The sequence below is a fragment of the Ktedonobacter robiniae genome (assembly GCF_016587375.1).
Lineage (GTDB): Bacteria > Chloroflexota > Ktedonobacteria > Ktedonobacterales > Ktedonobacteraceae > Ktedonobacter > Ktedonobacter robiniae.
Genome location: NZ_BNJG01000002.1, coordinates 1919179 through 1934817 on the forward strand (window position 1 = coordinate 1919179; position 15639 = coordinate 1934817).

Here is a 15639-nt window from a genome sequence, read left to right on the forward strand (position 1 = left end):
TGGGGGCTGGGAGAAGAACGTGTTTCTCTAGCGTTGCATCATGGTTTCGAGTCGTGCTTTGACAGCAGGCCACTCGCTCTGAATAATGCTGTAGTAGACCGAATGGCGATAGGAGCCATCAGGCATAATGAGATGATTACGCAAGACGCCCTCTCTGACCGCTCCTAAGCGCTCAATAGCCCGCTGTGAATTGGTATTGAGATGGTGCGTTCTCAATTGGACACGAATGGCCCCCCAGACCTCGAAAGCGTGGGACAGGAGCAGATACTTGCATTCGGTATTGACCCCAGTGCGCTGAACTGAAGGCGTCAGCCAGGTCCAGCCAATTTCCACTCCATAATCCTGAAGCAGAAAACTGTGATAGCGTGTTTCCCCTATAGCACAACCTCGTTCGAGACTGCGAATAGCAAAAGGGAGGCACGCCCCTGTTTGCTGGCTTTGGAGAACAGACGCGATGAGTTGCTCCATTTCGGTGAGGGAACGAGGTTGTGAAACCGGTTTGTAGGTCCACAAGCCTGGATCTCGACTGGCTTCGTACAACTCACTGGCATGTTCCATCTGCAACGGCTCCAGACGTACAAGGTGTCCTTCCAGTGTTACTGGCTCAATCTTCATCATGAATCTATCTCCTGTCATGAAAATCTTCATCTCGGCCCAATGTAACACACATCCTCACAGAACAAAAAGAACCAATCGGCACAAGAAGAAGCCAGCCAAAGAGAAAGAGAGGCGCCAACCAGTCACGGCATGGAAATGATGAGATTGACAGACGAGGCCAGAGATGGTTAGCTCAAGCAAAACGGACTTGAAAGGCAGGAACAGGAAGATGCAGCCACCGCTTTGGCAACCATCAGTTGAATTATCAGCACAAGAAGAGCAGATTGTGAAAAGGATTCGGAAGGCCAAGTTGTTTGTCTTTTTGCGTCAACACCGACATGAACTCTTTCATGAAGCGTTTCAACAAGAATTGGCTCACCTGTATCGTCCAGCAGGCCGAGGACATCCGCTGGTTGCTCCAGCGTTGTTGGCCCTGGCCCTCATTCTGCAAGCGTACACGGGAGTGTCCGACGATGAAGTGATCGAGGCGACCGTCATGGATCGGTGCTGGCAGTTGGTGCTCGACTGCATCGATACAGATGAGGCTGCTTTCAGCAAAGGAGCCTTGGTGACATTTCGGAAACGGCTCATTGAGGGACAGATGGATCGACGGCTCATCGAACGAACCATTGAGATCGCCACGAAAACGCAAGCGTTTGGTCCACGAGCTTTACGCGCTGCTCTGGATAGTAACTCATCGAGTTGCGAGAGCGTCAGCAGACCCCACAAGGACGCGCTCAGCTTTGTGAACGGGTGGCGGTTGAGCATACTCTGGCCCATGTTGGCCGGTGGTAAGGACGACGAGCCCGCTATCGTGGCAGACGCAAGAATCTCTTTGATCTACGCCGCTGTGCCGTCGTCCACAACTTGCATGTCCTGGCTCGTTCTCAGCTATTTCAAGCTGATCTTCAGGACGCTGCTTGATTTCTTGACCGGTTCTCTAGCAGCGATGCTGGGGGCCAATATTGGGACGACACTCCCTGCGTTGCTGGCGTGCAGTTGTTATCGCTCGCTCTCCGTGCACAACCCGATGCGACGGCCTTTCTACAGACATTTCGCGGCACGCATCAGAACGTCGTACCCAGCCATGAAGCGGAAGAACGGTTTTTGCGTGTCAGGAACCTAGTTCCAGCGGGCGGAAAATTCCGAAGGCGTGAGCGTACCATCATCGCATACCCACTCTTCCAGGTCTTTCTCGAAGACAATGGGCAAGCCCAGTGCTGGCGCTAGAAGCTCTGCTGAGGCTTTGGCCCGTTTCATCGGGCTGGCAATGAGCACATCGGCCTTGATTTCGCCCGTGTTGGCCAGACGATCTCGCAAACATTCTGTGTAGTCGCCATGTCGTATGAAGTAGCGGTGCGTCACTTTTTGATTCCTTCCGTCTTTTTCGTCACTCGCACAAGAATATCTGTTATGGCTATATCCACAGCGGATACTATGCACAAGTATCATAAGAACGTCAAGGCGAGGCGCTGGATGGGAAGGCTTGACAAGTAGACACATTGGTGCGCATCGCGTGGGGAGTTCCAGGTTATGTGTCAAACGACAGTAACACGTTCTACGGATGCGCAGGGGAAGCGGGAAAACCAATCCCGCTTCCCCTGGTTTTGGGGGTCGCTGTTATGGGTAGGCACTGTCGAGGGGGCGGTCAGCGATCAAGCGAGAATCTTTTCGCGCGACGTTTTTGTTGTCCGTAATGCCATGCCGCTATGCCGTACAGGATGCCACCGAGGAGAAAATAGACATCGATGCCTCGGCCCGACCACAGCGTATATGCTGAAACCTGGCTATCGCCCGTGATCTGGGCGTACGTCATTCCGGTAATACCATTTGGAAGGATGCCTGTAAAGCGGCAAAAATCATCTATCATCGACGCCACGGCCCGCACTACCAACACGATAGAACCAATCCGGCAGGCAGTAAGGAGCATCCACCGGGGTAAGACACGCTCCCAGGATTGAACTATAGCCAGGGGAACAATGATTCCCAACACAAACATGCCTAATACTATGATAGTGAATAGCCATGCCCCCACACTGTGAGGGAAGGCAGGGAGCAGGGCGGGAGCATCCCCTAAGCCAAACTGCCCCCAAACGCCCAATACACATGAAACACAATAAAGACAATGACCCACCCTAGAGATGCATACCCTGCCCACACAGTTCTGTTTTGTTCCTCACCGTCGCTCGGTTGACTCTCGCTCTTTATCATATGTCTGTCGTTCCCTTTCGCTCGCCAGATTTCATCAGAGGTACACACTCATATGACATGTTGGAAGGAGAAAGTGTGACCGATAGCAAATACCCATTGTTATCACGCCTCCTGAATCGAGACCATTCCAGTTAAACAAGGGCAACAGAAGCAGCGCGCCCATTTTGAGCAACAAGGTCAGGCGATCAATGAAAAGGTCCGCCTCTATGTGAGCGTTGGCAAAGCGCTGATTGCTGCCAAAGAGCAGGCCACTGACCCCTATCAGGCATTGGAAGCGGTTGTTCCCTGGGAACGATTTGTCGCCTCTGTCGAAGAGGCCGGAACGCTTGCTCGTCCGCGTGATCCGGATTATCTGGATTTACTCTATGATTCGTACTCCCAGATCCGTAAATACTCCCCGGCCTTGCTGGAAACGTTTACCTTTCATGCCTTGTCCTCCCTGCAACCGCTGGTTGAGGCCCTGGATCTCATACGCGGCCTGGGACGAAAACAGGTGCCAGATGATGCCCCAACCGCCTTTGTCAAACCCCATTTTATCGCATCCGTTCCTCATCACCAAACGAGTCGAAGAGCCGGATATGCTTCACAAAAGCGGCCTACATGGGGGGTAAAATCACACTTTCATCTGCGCGAGCCGCAAATGCAATACGAGGGTCGAACAGTGAACGCGAGGAGGTGTTCATCGAGCAAACGAGGCGATGCCTCGTTCACCCGCTCACGCAGGACGACCAGACCGATAGTGAGCGCGCGATCGTTCTGCCAGATGCAGCGCGAGCTGCCCCAGTCTCCACATGGTGCGTGAACGCGCCGAGGAGGTGAAAAGGAGTTTCCAGGTGGCCTGCGCGGAGGATGGTGGAACAGACTGATGGCGTCGTGGGCCTTGAGGTTTCATCCCCACCCTGCTATACTTGATGTTAGGGAACTGCTCAGAGCATCCCTAACATCTCCCACCTTTCTCGCGGAGGGTTGTCACATGGAGAAGGCATCATCACCCATTGGAACGGTTTGCAACGGCTGTTTGGTATACGAGCAGCAGGGCCAGCACCTGGTCGTACTGCTCGATACCCCGTCCTGGTATGCCTGGCTGGAAATGGCCACCACTTTCACCTTTACCTGTGAAGAGGGAACCTTTACCGCGCACAAGGCGCGGGCTGGCAATCGGCGGGGTGGGTGGTACTGGCGAGCCTATCGTCGCAAGCGCGGACGACTCGCGCGCTGTTACCTGGGCGTCTCCAGCAATCTCACGTTCACGAAACTGTGGGAGGCGGCCCGCCGCTTAGCGGGAGAGGCTGAGGATACGCCACCTCTTGTGCCGGTTCCCATCTCACCTCGAGGACGAACATCGAAGGTGATCCTCCAGAGCACCATCACTCCCCGCGTCTGCCAATGCAGCATGTGGCGCGCCCCCGCCTGCTCACGCTCTTGGAGCAGGGTCTGCGAGGACCAGTGACGCTGGTCTCGGCTCCTGCTGGCTCTGGCAAAACCACGCTGCTGGCCGAATGGGCTGCCACGGCTATGAAGCCGGTGGCCTGGCTTTCCTGCGAGGAGGCAGAGAACGACCCGGCGCGCTTCCTCTCCTCGCTCACCGCGGCTCTGGCGCGCGTCGATGCGCGCCTGGACATCGCGGCTCAGACTGAGCGCCCCTGGCATCCCCCCGAGCACGAACAGGTGCTGACTCGCCTCCTTAACGACCTTGAGCGTGTACTCCAGCACGACACTGTCTTAATCCTGGATGACGTTCACGCGCTCACGACCGAGGCAAGTCAGGCCCTCTTGCTCTTTCTGTTGAACCACCTCCCCTCGCGTCTGCACCTGCTGATCAGCACGCGGGTAGATCCGCCAAGGCTCGCACGCTTGCGGGCGTGTAATCAGATCGCTGAACTGCGCAGTCAGGAGCTGGAGTTTCTGTCCGCGGAAGTCAAGGTGTTTGCGCAGGCGATGGGACTCTCGCTCGGCTCCGAGGCGATCCGTCTGCTCGAAGAGCGGACCGAGGGCTGGATTGCCGGGATTCAATTGCTCACACTCGCCCTGCGCGGGCACAACGACGCTACAGAAGTGCTCCGGAAAATAGGCATGGCCCCTCGCTTCCTCCTGGACTACGTGCGTGAAGAAATCTTGTTCCAGCAACCTCCTGAGATGCAGCGCTTTTTGCTCCAAACAAGCGTGCTGGAGCGCCTCACCGGGCCGCTTTGCGAGAGCGTGACCGCAGAGAGTGGTGGACAGCAGAAGCTGGCAAGCCTGCTCCAGGCAAATCTCTTTGTCAGTGCACTCGATGACACCGATACCTGGTATCGCTACCATCCGCTCTTCGCCGAAACGCTGCGCACCCTGCTCCAGCAACAGGAGCCAGCGCTGGTGCCGGAACTGTGTCGTCGAGCCAGTCGCTGGTATGAACAGCATGGGTGGGCAGAGGAGGCCTGTGAGTATGCGTATCGAGCTTCAGACCTGCCTCACGCAGCACACCTGCTGGCGGAGTTGGTGCCATCTTTCGTGGAACAGGGAAAGCTTGTGCGCCTGAGCCGCTGGCTGGATCGGCTTCCGCAGGAGGTCATCGCGGCCTCGGTGTATCTCTCCCTTGCCTTGATCTGGACCCAGCCCCTACGCACGTCGCAGCCGCCTGACCCAGAAGGGGTCATCAAGCACCTCACAGCGCTGCTCAAGACGCATGAAAAGGACGATCCCGAGGCACAGGCAGAATTGCAACGAGAGCTGGCGCTGCAACAGGCAACGCAGGCGCTGGCCCGAGGGGATATCCCGCAGGCGCTTTCCCGCGCTGCGGAGATGACGCGTTCGCTCACGGGACCTGAGACAACCTGGAGTCGGTTTACCCTCTGGCGCCAGCGCGTGCTCCTTGGGGCTGCCTATCACGTCAGTGGGGATCTCCTGGCCTCGGAGCAGACCTTGCGGCAAGCCTTGCCTGCTGGCGGACCCAGCCCCAATTTCGTGGTCATTGCCAGTCTCGATGAGCTGTACGAGGAGCTGGGGCGATTACGCGAACTGGGGAGGCTCTATGAGGACTTGTTCCGCACGCTCGCCTGGCACCACCATCTCCCGTCCCTGGCTCTCTCCATGGCGCATCAGCGCTATGGAGTCCTGTTGTATGAGTGGAATCGCTTGCAAGAAGCGGAGTCCTTTGCGCAGCAATCCCTCGAACTGGTTCCACACCTGGATCTTGCTCGCCCCAGCCCTTGGCTGACACTGCTCGGGCTCGGAGTCCTGGCGCGTGTGGCCCTGGCGCAAGGCAACAGTGAGCGGGCCAGGCAGCTCCTGGAGAGCGAAGCGTTTGACGTGGCGCAGTTTCCAGTTCCCCAGGCGAGCAAAGACGTGTTGATCTTGCTTCCGGTCCGCCTTGCCCTGCGCTGCGGGCAGCTTGATCCTGCCTTGCAGTGGGCCTCGACCTGCGGGTTACATTCTGACGATCCGCTCACGAGCCCCCTGGGGAAGGGTCGCTATGCGGGCTATGTCACGTTGGCGCGGGTTTTGATCGCACGTGGACGAGGCCACCCGAATGCCCTGGCGCTCTCTCAAGCACAGATTCTGTTGGACCATCTGCTGGAGATCTCTGTCGGGACAGGCGCTCATGGTCGGCTCATCGAGATCCAGATGCTGCGCGCGCTAGCGCTGCACGCCCAGGGCAAGTCCAGGCAGGCGCTAGCCACCCTGGGACCCATCCTCGCTCAAGCCGAGCCAGAAGGGTATCTGCGCCTATTTGCCGATGAAGGCGAGGTGATGGCGCACCTGCTCGCGTTGATTGCCTCCTTTACCACTGCCTCGCCTGACTACCTTCAGCGCATCCAGGCGGCGATCGTGCCCGTCTGGCAGGCCCAGCCCGATGCCGCGACGCAACCAGCACCACGCTCGACGCTCTATGAGCCGCTGAGTGCACGGGAGTGGGACGTCTTGCAACTGGTGGCCGAGGGCCTCTCCAACCAGCAGATCGCCGAGCACCTGGTGCTCAGCCTGTACACCGTCAAACTCCATGTCAAGCATCTCCTGGCGAAACTGGGCGCCACCAATCGCACCCAGGCCGTGGTCCGTGCGCGTGCGTTGCACATCCTCCCTTCCTCGTGAGGAGGACATGATCCCCACGAAATACCTCTTTCGAGGGAAGACAGCCTGGCTGTTTTGCGGTAGATTCCTCAACAGAAGGTGCATAACAATATGTTATATCTCCTGTTGCAACCAGCAATAGACATGGGGGAAAGGAATTCCTATGCAAGAACAAGGTATGGCGCGCCGGGGAGGCGCCGCGTTCATCTGGAAATGGGGAGCGATCTGTGGGGCCGTGCTGGGCGCGATCCAGATCATCATCTCGCTGCTCTCCCCTGGATCGCTCAAGACAATCATTGACGTTCTCGTGTGGCTGGTCGCGTTTTTCGTGATCGGCCTGTTCGCCGCTCGCCAGACCGGCAGGGTTACGACCGGCGCGCTGGTTGGACTGGTCGCGGGTCTGATCGGTGGCCTGATCGCGGTGATCTTTGCCATTGTGCAAATCGCGACCAATGGGCAGGTCACGCAGGCCCTCAATCGAGCCGGGCAGCGTGGCGGGAGTCTCTCGCCAGGTGTATTACACGCGATCGTCGTCGTCCTCATCGCTCTCAGCCTGATCGTGACCATCGCCTTAGAGCTCGGTCTGGGAGTGGGCCTCGGCGCTCTGGGAGGTCTGGTTGGACGGCGTCTTGCCAGGCCAGCCACATCCACCCCCGTTGTCGATCCGGGATGGACCCCACCGTCCCCTCCCTTGCCTCGTTCACCGGCCAGATATCGAGCCTGGGCTTCCCTCCTGAACCTCGCGTTCGCGGTGCTGGGGATTCTCACGGGAGCAGTGCTGGCCATTCTCACGGCCGGTCTTCTCATTAACGCCCAGGCCAATGCCATGCAAACGACGACCAATGGCTGGAATATCAGCTTGCAATGTGGCAAGGCCAGCAATGGCATCCTTCTGCAAGCCGCCTGCGCCCAGACCCTCCCTATGGTCAACCTGCCGCAAGAGGCGGTGTACTGGACGGCGACGGTGGATGGGGCGGGTCAGACGCTCACTGGAGGGCATGACTACCGCCTGTACTTCCCACCGGGAGGGACGCCGCCCAACCAGGCCTTCTGGTCGCTGACCATGACCAACACGCAGGGCCAGATGGTGGCCAATCCGAGCAACCGCTACAGCGTCGGTGACCGGTCAGGCCTGGTGCCCAACACCGATGGCTCCATTGACATCTACATCCAGCAGGCCGCCCCGGCGGGGCACGAAGCAAACTGGCTTCCGGCCCCCGGCGGGTACTTCAAGCTCTGGCTCCGGGTCTATCAGCCCGGCGCGGCTATCCTCAGTGGCGCGTACCACGTGCCGCCTATCGTGGAGGTGCACTAATGGCGAACATGGGAAACCAGGAACCGAACAACCAGGAGAGCGCGGCTGCGTTCAGCTTCTCGCAGACCTCGCAGACTCGGACGAGAAGCTGGTGGAAGGTCCCCCTGCTCACCTTCGCCGTGACCGCCCTGGTCGTGTGGGGAGTCGGCGCCTTCGCTTACCCCTACCTCTATACGCGTCTCATCTACAACGGGTTGGAGAACGCGGTCGTCCAGCACGGCATAAGCCCAGGCAGTTCCTCTGGCATTCCCATCAATACGCTCTATACGATGCCCACCCTTGCTTCCCCCTCGCAGTCCAACGCCCTGGGAGCACCGGGAACCACGACACGCTCTACACTGGGGGCTGGCTCGATCTGAGCACGGGGCCGGAGGTGTTGCACGTGCCGGACATGGCTGGCCGCTATTACAGCGTCCAGTTGACGGACTCGTGGGGAACAGACTTCGCCTATGTTGGCCGACGCACCACGGGTACTCAGGCCGGTAACTATCTCATAAGCGGACCGGGCTGGCAGGGAAAGGTGCCGGATGGGGTGAAGCAGATCGTCTCACCGGACAACAAGGTGTTGCTGATCGGACGCACGCTCGTGGAAAGTGACAGCGACCTCGCCACGGCCTATGGGCTGGCGAAGCAGATCCAGCTCACACCGCTAAGCCAGTGGCAACCCAGCTAATAGCACGCTAGTGGCCCGCCTTTTTGAAAGAGTGAAGGATGAACTGATGAACGCGATCGAAACCAACCAATTAACCCGTGCCTTCGGCAGCCTGGTGGCTGTGGACAACCTGACACTTGCCATTCCAGAGGGAACCGTCTTTGGTTTCCTGGGGCCGAATGGCGCGGGCAAAACGACCACCGTGCGTCTGCTCTCGGCCTTGATTGCCCCCACGCGCGGCAGCGCTACGGTGGCGGGACATCGCCTGGGCGAGCACAACGAAGCCATTCGGCAAGCCGTCGGCATCCTCACCGAGACGCCGGGCTTGTATGACCGCCTCAGCGCCTGGCAGAACTTGCTGTTTTTTGCGGAGATGTATGATCTCCCAGCTTCGCGCGCCAGAAGCACGGTCGAACATTATCTGCATCTGCTCGACCTCTGGGAGCGCCGCAACGACAAGGTCGGTGGCTTCTCGAAAGGCATGCGGCAGAAACTGGCGATTGCCCGCGCTTTGCTGCATGAACCACAAGTGATCTTTCTGGATGAGCCAACGGCTGGCCTTGATCCAGAAGCCGCTCGGGTGGTGCGCGACTTCATCAAGGCATTACGGGCCGAGGGGAGGACCATCTTTCTCACCACGCATAATCTGCCCGAGGCTGATGAACTCTGCGATCTCATTGGGGTGTTTCGCACGCAGCTCCTGCGCCTGGGCACCCCAGCGCAGTTACGTGCTGGCATGTTTGGATCGGGCACCCAGGTGCATGTCGTCGGAGACGCAGCGCGCTGGCTTGAAACCGTTCGTACCCTGTCCTTTGTTCAGGATGCAACAGCCTCCGAGAGTACCCTCTCCGTCAGTCTCGCATATCCCGATGAGCAGAATCCTGCGTTGGTGCGCGCCCTCGTGGAGGCAGGCGCCCCCATCCGCGCGCTAGAACCAACCTCACATTCCCTCGAGGAGGTGTACCTGGAACTGGTGGAGAGTGAGCGCAAAGCGGCGGCTGTCGCCACGAAGTAAGAAGGAGCTTCAAATATGCACAAAGTCTTGGTCATTCTGCGCAAAGAGTTTCTTGAGATCGTTCAGCAGCGTATTCTCCTGTTCAGTATTCTGCTGCCTCCGCTGCTGTTTATCGTGCTTCCCCTCTTTTTCCTGCAACTGGGCGGCAATGGGTCGAGAGCCAGTTCGCTGCACGTCCCATCCCTTCAGGGGTTGACCCTCCACGAGTACACGCAGGGACTGGTGGGAACGGAGTTCTCCAACATCTTTATCCTGCTATCGATGCTCGTGCCCAGTACGATTGCGGCCTACAGCATCATTGGCGAGAAGAACAGTCGCACGCTGGAACCGCTGTTGGCAACGCCGGTGCGCCGATGGCAATTGTTGGCGGGCAAAATGCTGGCCGCGTTGTTGCCGGCAGTGCTGGTCACCTGGGTGAGTGGGGGCCTGTTCATCGCTGAATTAGCGATCTTGACCGATGCGAATGTCGTCTCCCACGTGGTCACCGGAGGCTGGCTCATCCTCTTCCTCGCCAGTACACCGCTCTTAGGGCTGATCGCAGTGGCCGTCATGACGGCCATTTCGTCGCGGGTCAACGATACCCGCACGGCGCAACAACTCTCGATATGGGCGGTGGTGCCAATCCTGGGGATCATTCTCGGCGAACTCTCCGGCCAGTTTGAACTCACTGTCCTCGTGGCGGTCATTACTACTGTGATCCTGATCCCGCTCGCAATCCTCTTGACCTGGGGATCTGCCCAACTGTTTCAGCGCGAAACCATTCTGACCCGCTGGAAGTAGGGACGTGTGACAGGGGTCAGCATACCCAGGAGCAAGATTGGATAGGCTGACCCTTTCCATGTCCTATGCCGGCGCTTGCGCAGGCCGCTCCACGACGCCTCGTGTTTCGTCTGGACCGTTCAAATGCTCCAAACCGGACATCCCTGCGAGCCAGGAACGTTGTGCGAAATGACCCGTCCCGAAAGTATCTCGACATGACGCTGGTTTCTCGCACGCGCAGACGTGGTGAACAGGCCATGGGGGGAGAGTGGTGGAGCACTGACCTCCGGAATAGTATTGCCGTCTGGAATACGCGCTACATGGATGTGGCACTCAATCACCTGTAAGCCAGCGGGTATCCAGTCCAGGACAGTGATCTGGAACACCTCTTACCGATTATCTCGGCCCATATCAACCTGCATGGCTCACATCACCTGGATTTGCAGACCACCAAAAAGCGGAACGGGCAACAGCGCCTCTTACGGACAACATCTCCGCTGTTCTCACGAGGCCGACGAAAGGCCAAAGCGCTTGTGGATATCTCACACTCCTGGGCTTGTTGAGGGCTTAGCGTTGTAAATTTCTCCGGCGGGCCTAAGAGGCCATGATTGTCCATTTCTCCGAAAATGACGTTCCTTTTTTGAAGATTTGCTCATTTCTTTGCATGTATGATACGCTTCCCTCAAACACTGATTAGACAAAGAGGTAATTCCTAATGGACCCGCAGCAACATCCACGCCTGCTGATGTGGATACAGGACAATCCTTCTGACCCTGACCGCCCCTCTCTCAACAATCCAGATGTACAGCGTCTTGTCGCTGCTATCAGCCCAGATTCATGTGCTACCGATCTCGGGGGAACAATGAGTCTCAATGTGAAGCTTGATGCAGATGAGAGCGTCCTTCGTGTTCACCAGCCATTTGTCTAGCGCCAACGGCTGATGGCTGTCCAGCAAGTGCGGCATATGCTCTTGAAGCATGGGTGTATGGTTCCTGTTGCCTTGCCCTGGCGCGGCTCGACCGTTATTCGCTGCGGACGAAGATGGGCAGAACTAGAGCGATACATTCCCCACCAGAAGCCTGAACCGACATTCAATTCCTACCTCTGGCTCTTTGAGTCTATGGGGACATTACACCGAGTATTGGCGGCATATGAGGGAAGCGTTCCTCGATCTCTCGCGGCAACCTATGGGCCACCAGATACGCTACGACGCTGGCTCTCCGTTACCCAGGCGGCTGTTCAGAGCGATGATGAGGCGACTTCGGTTGCCCTGCTCTTACGTTGGCTGGTGAATCAACTGCGCCAGCAATGGCTCCCAGCATCACGACTGCCACAGCAATTTATTCATGGAGATGTCCGTCTGGGAAACGTCTGCCAGGACAACCAGGGCCAAACGATTTACTTCGACTTCGGTTTTCTGGCGTACCGGCCACGGGTTCACGGTTTGGCCTACGCTCTGGCGTTTATGGTGCTTGCTCTCGATCTGCATCAAACTCCGGCGGAATTTGCCTGGGAAAGTGTCACATGGCTGGTTGAAGCCTATGAGGATGCTGCATACTGGCGTCTTACCGAGGAGGAGAGAAGAGCTCTGGTTCCTTACACGGCTGCCGTGCCGCTCTTTGCAGCGGCCCTTGATGGATTTTCCAATGATCCTGTTAGCCAGTTACTGAGTCGGCTCCCCTTTCTTCGACTGAGTGAGTGGCTCCTAGCACATCCAGAAGCAATGCGAAGATAGCCGGAACCCAAGCAGCATCATCTCTCTTCTCACAAGTCGGTGACAATTCGCGCACATTTTCAGGGAATCATCTTTCTTCAAATTGTTGTCCTCTGACAGCGATGTACGCGCTGAATGAGCATGTTTCTTGGGAAAATACCAGCGATGATGGGCTTGTTCTTGCGAACAGGAAATCCGTGGCGGCAGAAGAGGCGAGAACGATAGGAAGCAACTTCTCGCTCTGGCAAATTCACTGCCTGATTAAATATAGTGACTACTTGACGTTGACCCGCTTTAGAGGTTCTTTTTTTGCAGAGAAATCACGAACCGAACAAAACCTTGATTGTTATCTGCACGGGTGAAGCTTGGGAGCGGCAGGAACCATCATTGATCTCTCCAGAAAGAAGCTTGTGAGCAATTGTACAGTGGTTTCCTCCAAGGAGGCTTGATGTGACGCTCCAGAAAGAGGATACACGTGTTAATTCCACCCCATGGCCTGAGAGGCGATTTGCATGCACCCTTCGCAGAAAAAGAGGCTGCGAAACCCATCGCCATATTCACAAAGGGTCGTGGCAACAGTACATACATGAAACATCAATTTTTGCAGATCGGACAGCAAGGATCTTATCTAGCTCAAGAGGAGGACCACCCACATCTCCATGGACGCCTTTCGTCAACTGGGTGTAGCCATTGCAATATACTAATTGGTCATCATATGGCAAGAGAAGAGCCTCTCCTCTTCCATCGTTTTTTCGCTTCAATGATGGGCCATTGAGTTAGACCCCTCTAAATCGGCGCAGACACGAGAACATCACCGGGAGGTGCATCAGGCCGCTCCATGAAAAAGGACGGCCCAGATGCGTTAGAGGAAACCGCTTGCCAAGCTCAGAGGTGTCCAATCTGGAGCCGCTTTCGCGCATGTCTCTTTTGTCTCTGAAGGATCCCCTCAAGACTGCTGTGATGGCAAACGAAGCACATATCCCAGACTCAAGGCGCAAGCCATTAGGGTGAAGAGCGCCAGACCCATGGCGATGAGCGAGAAGTTGAAATGTGTTCCCCCGATTTGTCCTTGCATGTAGAGTGCATGGCTGACCGGGTTGAGGAGCAGCGTGTGCAGGACCAGGGCCAGGAAAACGATGAGGTCTACCAGAAACAGGGTGGCGTGATGGACGAGCAGCTCACCAAAACCGCCAAAAGCGACCAGGAGCGCGACAACGATGAGGCCAGGGATCACAAGGACTGCACGTTGTACCAGGGTATAGCCGATGATGGCGCACATGGTGACGCCAGCGGCGAGCGCGGAAAGATAGATCCCATCGTAACTCCCACGGATTGCGCAACGAGATGCCACTCTCTTATAGGAAAACCTGTGGGGCAACCGCATTGAAAGAGCCTTCAACGGTATTGAAAAAGAGAGGAAGATATGGTGAATATGTATGTATGGAGCATACATATTCACCAAAACAATTTGGAAAACTGATTGGAAAATCAGTCAATACCTTGCAAAAATGGGATCGCAAGGGGATTTTACCCGCGTTTCGGAGTCCGACGAATCGGCGCTACTACACGCATGAACAATACTTGCAGTATCGTGGGCTGATTTCCTCCGAGAAGGGACTGGTGATCGCGTATGCTCGTGTGTCTTCCCCCTCGCAGAAAAAAGACCTGGCTCTCCAAAAAGAAGCTCTGCGTGCCTACTGCCTGGAACATGGGATCAACGTCGATCAGTGGATCGAAGACATTGGCTCCGCGCTGAACTACAAACGCAAAGGCTTCAATCAGGTCATCGAGCACATTGAATTAGGCTAGGTGGCGCGGCTCATTATCGGCTATGAGGATCGGTTCGTGCGCTTTGGCTATGACTGGTTTGAGCAGTTTTGCCAACGGCATGGAACTCAGATCACGGTGGTGAATGGCCAAACCTTCTCGCCCGAAGAAGAACTCGTGCGGGATTTGATTGCCATCGTGACGGTGTTTTCTGCGCGGCTTCATGGCCTGCGTTCGCACAGAAACCTGATTCGAGCAGCAGCTCTGGGAAAGGATATCAAGGATGATCAAGACCCACAAGATCAGACTCCATCCCACACCTGAGCAAGCCCATTACTTTGCAAGAGCCGCAGGAACGAGCCGGTTTGTCTGGAATTGGGCGCTGGCTGAGTGGAATCGGCAATATGAGGCCGGAGAAAAACCCACCGCCTTGAAACTCAAGAAGCAATTCAACGCGATTCGGCGGGTGCACTTCCCCTGGACATGGGAGGTGAGGAAGAATGCCTCAGATCAGCCCTTTCTCGATCTGGGAAAAGCCTACACCGCGTTTTTTGAAGGGAAAGCCAAACGCCCCACGTTCAAGAGCAAGAAAACAAGCAAACCCTCCTTTTACCTTGCCAACGATCAATTCGCGTTGGGGGATCATCGCCTCTGGGTTCCCAAGCTCGGATGGGTCAATATGGCGGAGAAGCTGCGGTTTGTGGGCCGCGTGAAAGGGGCACGCATCACCAAAACAGCGGATTGGTGGTTTGTTTCCCTCCAGGTTGAGATCCCTGATACCATCCCGGTGAACAAACCAGCCGCCGTGGGTATCGATGTGGGGCTCAACCGCCTGGCCACCTTGAGTACAGGAGAGGAAGTCGAAAACCAAGCCTTCCTCAAAACCGCGCTCAAGAAATTGCGTCAGGCCAACAAACGGCTGCATCGCCGAAAACTGGGATCAAAGAATCGGGAGAAAGCGCGCCAACAGGTTGCCCGCCTGCATTATCGCATCACCTGCCTGCGCCAGGATGTCCTTCAGAAGCTCACAACCAAGCTGGTCGACAGTTACGGGATCATCGGGGTGGAAGATCTGCACCTCAAGGGACTGCTCAAGAATCGCCGTCTCGCTCGCTCGTTCGCCGATGCCTCGCTGGGCGCCCTCAGGCGTCTGCTTGAGGAAAAAGTGGCGCAACGTGGGGGACAAATAATCAAGGTGGGCCGTTTCTTTCCTTCCAGTAAGGCCTGTCATTGCTGCGGTTGGACGTGGGAAGCGATGAGGCTCAAGGATCGCATCTTTGTGTGTCAGAATCCTGCTTGTCCGTATGATCAGTTTCCGCAGGATCGAGATTACAACGCAGGTCAGAATGTGTTACGGGAAGCCCTGCGCTTGATCGGGCTCATGGATCAAGCCGTCTCCGGTACTGGCTCGGACGAAGACGCAAACTTGCCTGCGGACGCGGGGTAAGACCAAAGGGCTTCGGCCCGGAGGCACCTACGGATGAAACAGGAACAACGAAATTCGGTGTGAACGTGTGCTTGCATACGTTTGCATAGGAAAATCGGAGCAGATGAAGAAG

Annotated in this window: 16 protein-coding genes and 2 pseudogenes; 14 read left to right on the forward strand and 4 right to left on the reverse strand. The window is 56.7% G+C overall.

Annotation, left to right across the window (positions count from 1 at the left end; all coding sequences use genetic code 11):
- Window positions 1-27 precede the first annotated feature (27 nt).
- The gene (locus JMJ04_RS29145; RefSeq protein ID WP_201373912.1) at window positions 28-618 is read right to left on the reverse strand and encodes a GNAT family N-acetyltransferase; all 591 of its coding nucleotides are present in this window, start codon (window positions 616-618) and stop codon (window positions 28-30) included.
- A gap of 208 nt (window positions 619-826) precedes the next feature.
- On the opposite strand from JMJ04_RS29145, the pseudogene JMJ04_RS46955 reads away from it, so the two are divergent.
- Window positions 827-1291: pseudogene (locus JMJ04_RS46955) on the forward strand (transposase); the annotation flags it as partial.
- 428 nt (window positions 1292-1719) lie between these two features.
- Here JMJ04_RS46955 and JMJ04_RS29155 read toward each other — a convergent pair.
- Window positions 1720-1962, reverse strand: a complete 243-nt coding sequence (locus JMJ04_RS29155; protein ID WP_201373914.1) for a histidine phosphatase family protein — start codon at window positions 1960-1962, stop codon at window positions 1720-1722.
- 283 nt (window positions 1963-2245) lie between these two features.
- Window positions 2246-2596 carry a hypothetical protein gene (locus JMJ04_RS29160; protein ID WP_201373915.1) on the reverse strand — a complete coding sequence of 117 codons (351 nt, stop codon included), beginning with the start codon at window positions 2594-2596 and terminating at the stop codon, window positions 2246-2248.
- A gap of 420 nt (window positions 2597-3016) precedes the next feature.
- Here JMJ04_RS29160 and JMJ04_RS29165 point away from each other — a divergent pair, with 420 nt between their 5' ends.
- The 11 genes from JMJ04_RS29165 to JMJ04_RS29205 all read left to right on the forward strand — a co-directional run bounded on the left by JMJ04_RS29165 (window position 3017) and on the right by JMJ04_RS29205 (window position 12334).
- Window positions 3017-3610, forward strand: a complete 594-nt coding sequence (locus JMJ04_RS29165; protein ID WP_201373916.1) for a hypothetical protein — start codon at window positions 3017-3019, stop codon at window positions 3608-3610.
- A 171-nt stretch (window positions 3611-3781) separates the two neighbouring features.
- Window positions 3782-4258: a hypothetical protein gene (locus JMJ04_RS29170; protein ID WP_201373917.1), complete on the forward strand. Its 477-nt coding sequence runs from the start codon at window positions 3782-3784 to the stop codon at window positions 4256-4258.
- Window positions 4204-6879, forward strand: a complete 2676-nt coding sequence (locus JMJ04_RS29175; protein ID WP_201373918.1) for a winged helix-turn-helix domain-containing protein — start codon at window positions 4204-4206, stop codon at window positions 6877-6879. Before JMJ04_RS29170 ends, JMJ04_RS29175 begins: the two co-directional genes overlap by 55 nt.
- Before the next feature lie 142 nt (window positions 6880-7021).
- Complete coding sequence (locus tag JMJ04_RS29180) at window positions 7022-8173, forward strand: DUF1214 domain-containing protein (RefSeq protein WP_201373919.1); 1152 nt, start codon at window positions 7022-7024, stop codon at window positions 8171-8173.
- Entirely contained in the window at window positions 8173-8532 is a 360-nt protein-coding gene (locus JMJ04_RS46960) for a hypothetical protein (protein ID WP_236038663.1), read from the forward strand. Before JMJ04_RS29180 ends, JMJ04_RS46960 begins: the two co-directional genes overlap by 1 nt.
- Entirely contained in the window at window positions 8529-8846 is a 318-nt protein-coding gene (locus tag JMJ04_RS46965; RefSeq protein WP_236038623.1) for a DUF1254 domain-containing protein, read from the forward strand. The genes JMJ04_RS46960 and JMJ04_RS46965 overlap by 4 nt, the downstream gene beginning before the upstream one ends.
- Before the next feature lie 46 nt (window positions 8847-8892).
- Window positions 8893-9840, forward strand: coding sequence for an ABC transporter ATP-binding protein (locus JMJ04_RS29190; protein ID WP_201373921.1), 948 nt, complete (start codon window positions 8893-8895; stop codon window positions 9838-9840).
- Between the two features lie 15 nt (window positions 9841-9855).
- Window positions 9856-10620 (forward strand): ABC transporter permease subunit, encoded by a 765-nt coding sequence (locus JMJ04_RS29195; RefSeq protein WP_201373922.1) that lies wholly within the window; start codon window positions 9856-9858, stop codon window positions 10618-10620.
- 194 nt (window positions 10621-10814) lie between these two features.
- Entirely contained in the window at window positions 10815-10946 is a 132-nt protein-coding gene (locus tag JMJ04_RS46970) for a transposase (protein ID WP_236038467.1), read from the forward strand.
- A 368-nt stretch (window positions 10947-11314) separates the two neighbouring features.
- The gene (locus JMJ04_RS29200; protein WP_201373923.1) at window positions 11315-11527 is read left to right on the forward strand and encodes a hypothetical protein; all 213 of its coding nucleotides are present in this window, start codon (window positions 11315-11317) and stop codon (window positions 11525-11527) included.
- Between the two features lie 57 nt (window positions 11528-11584).
- Entirely contained in the window at window positions 11585-12334 is a 750-nt protein-coding gene (locus JMJ04_RS29205) for a phosphotransferase enzyme family protein (RefSeq protein WP_201373924.1), read from the forward strand.
- A 925-nt stretch (window positions 12335-13259) separates the two neighbouring features.
- Here the strand turns inward: JMJ04_RS29205 and JMJ04_RS29210 are convergent.
- Window positions 13260-13664, reverse strand: a complete 405-nt coding sequence (locus tag JMJ04_RS29210; protein ID WP_201373925.1) for a hypothetical protein — start codon at window positions 13662-13664, stop codon at window positions 13260-13262.
- A gap of 89 nt (window positions 13665-13753) precedes the next feature.
- Here JMJ04_RS29210 and JMJ04_RS29215 point away from each other — a divergent pair.
- A pseudogene (locus tag JMJ04_RS29215) lies at window positions 13754-14404 on the forward strand (IS607 family transposase).
- Window positions 14364-15527 (forward strand): RNA-guided endonuclease InsQ/TnpB family protein, encoded by a 1164-nt coding sequence (locus JMJ04_RS29220; RefSeq protein WP_201373926.1) that lies wholly within the window; start codon window positions 14364-14366, stop codon window positions 15525-15527. The pseudogene JMJ04_RS29215 and the gene JMJ04_RS29220 overlap by 41 nt, the downstream one beginning before the upstream one ends.
- Window positions 15528-15639 lie beyond the last annotated feature (112 nt).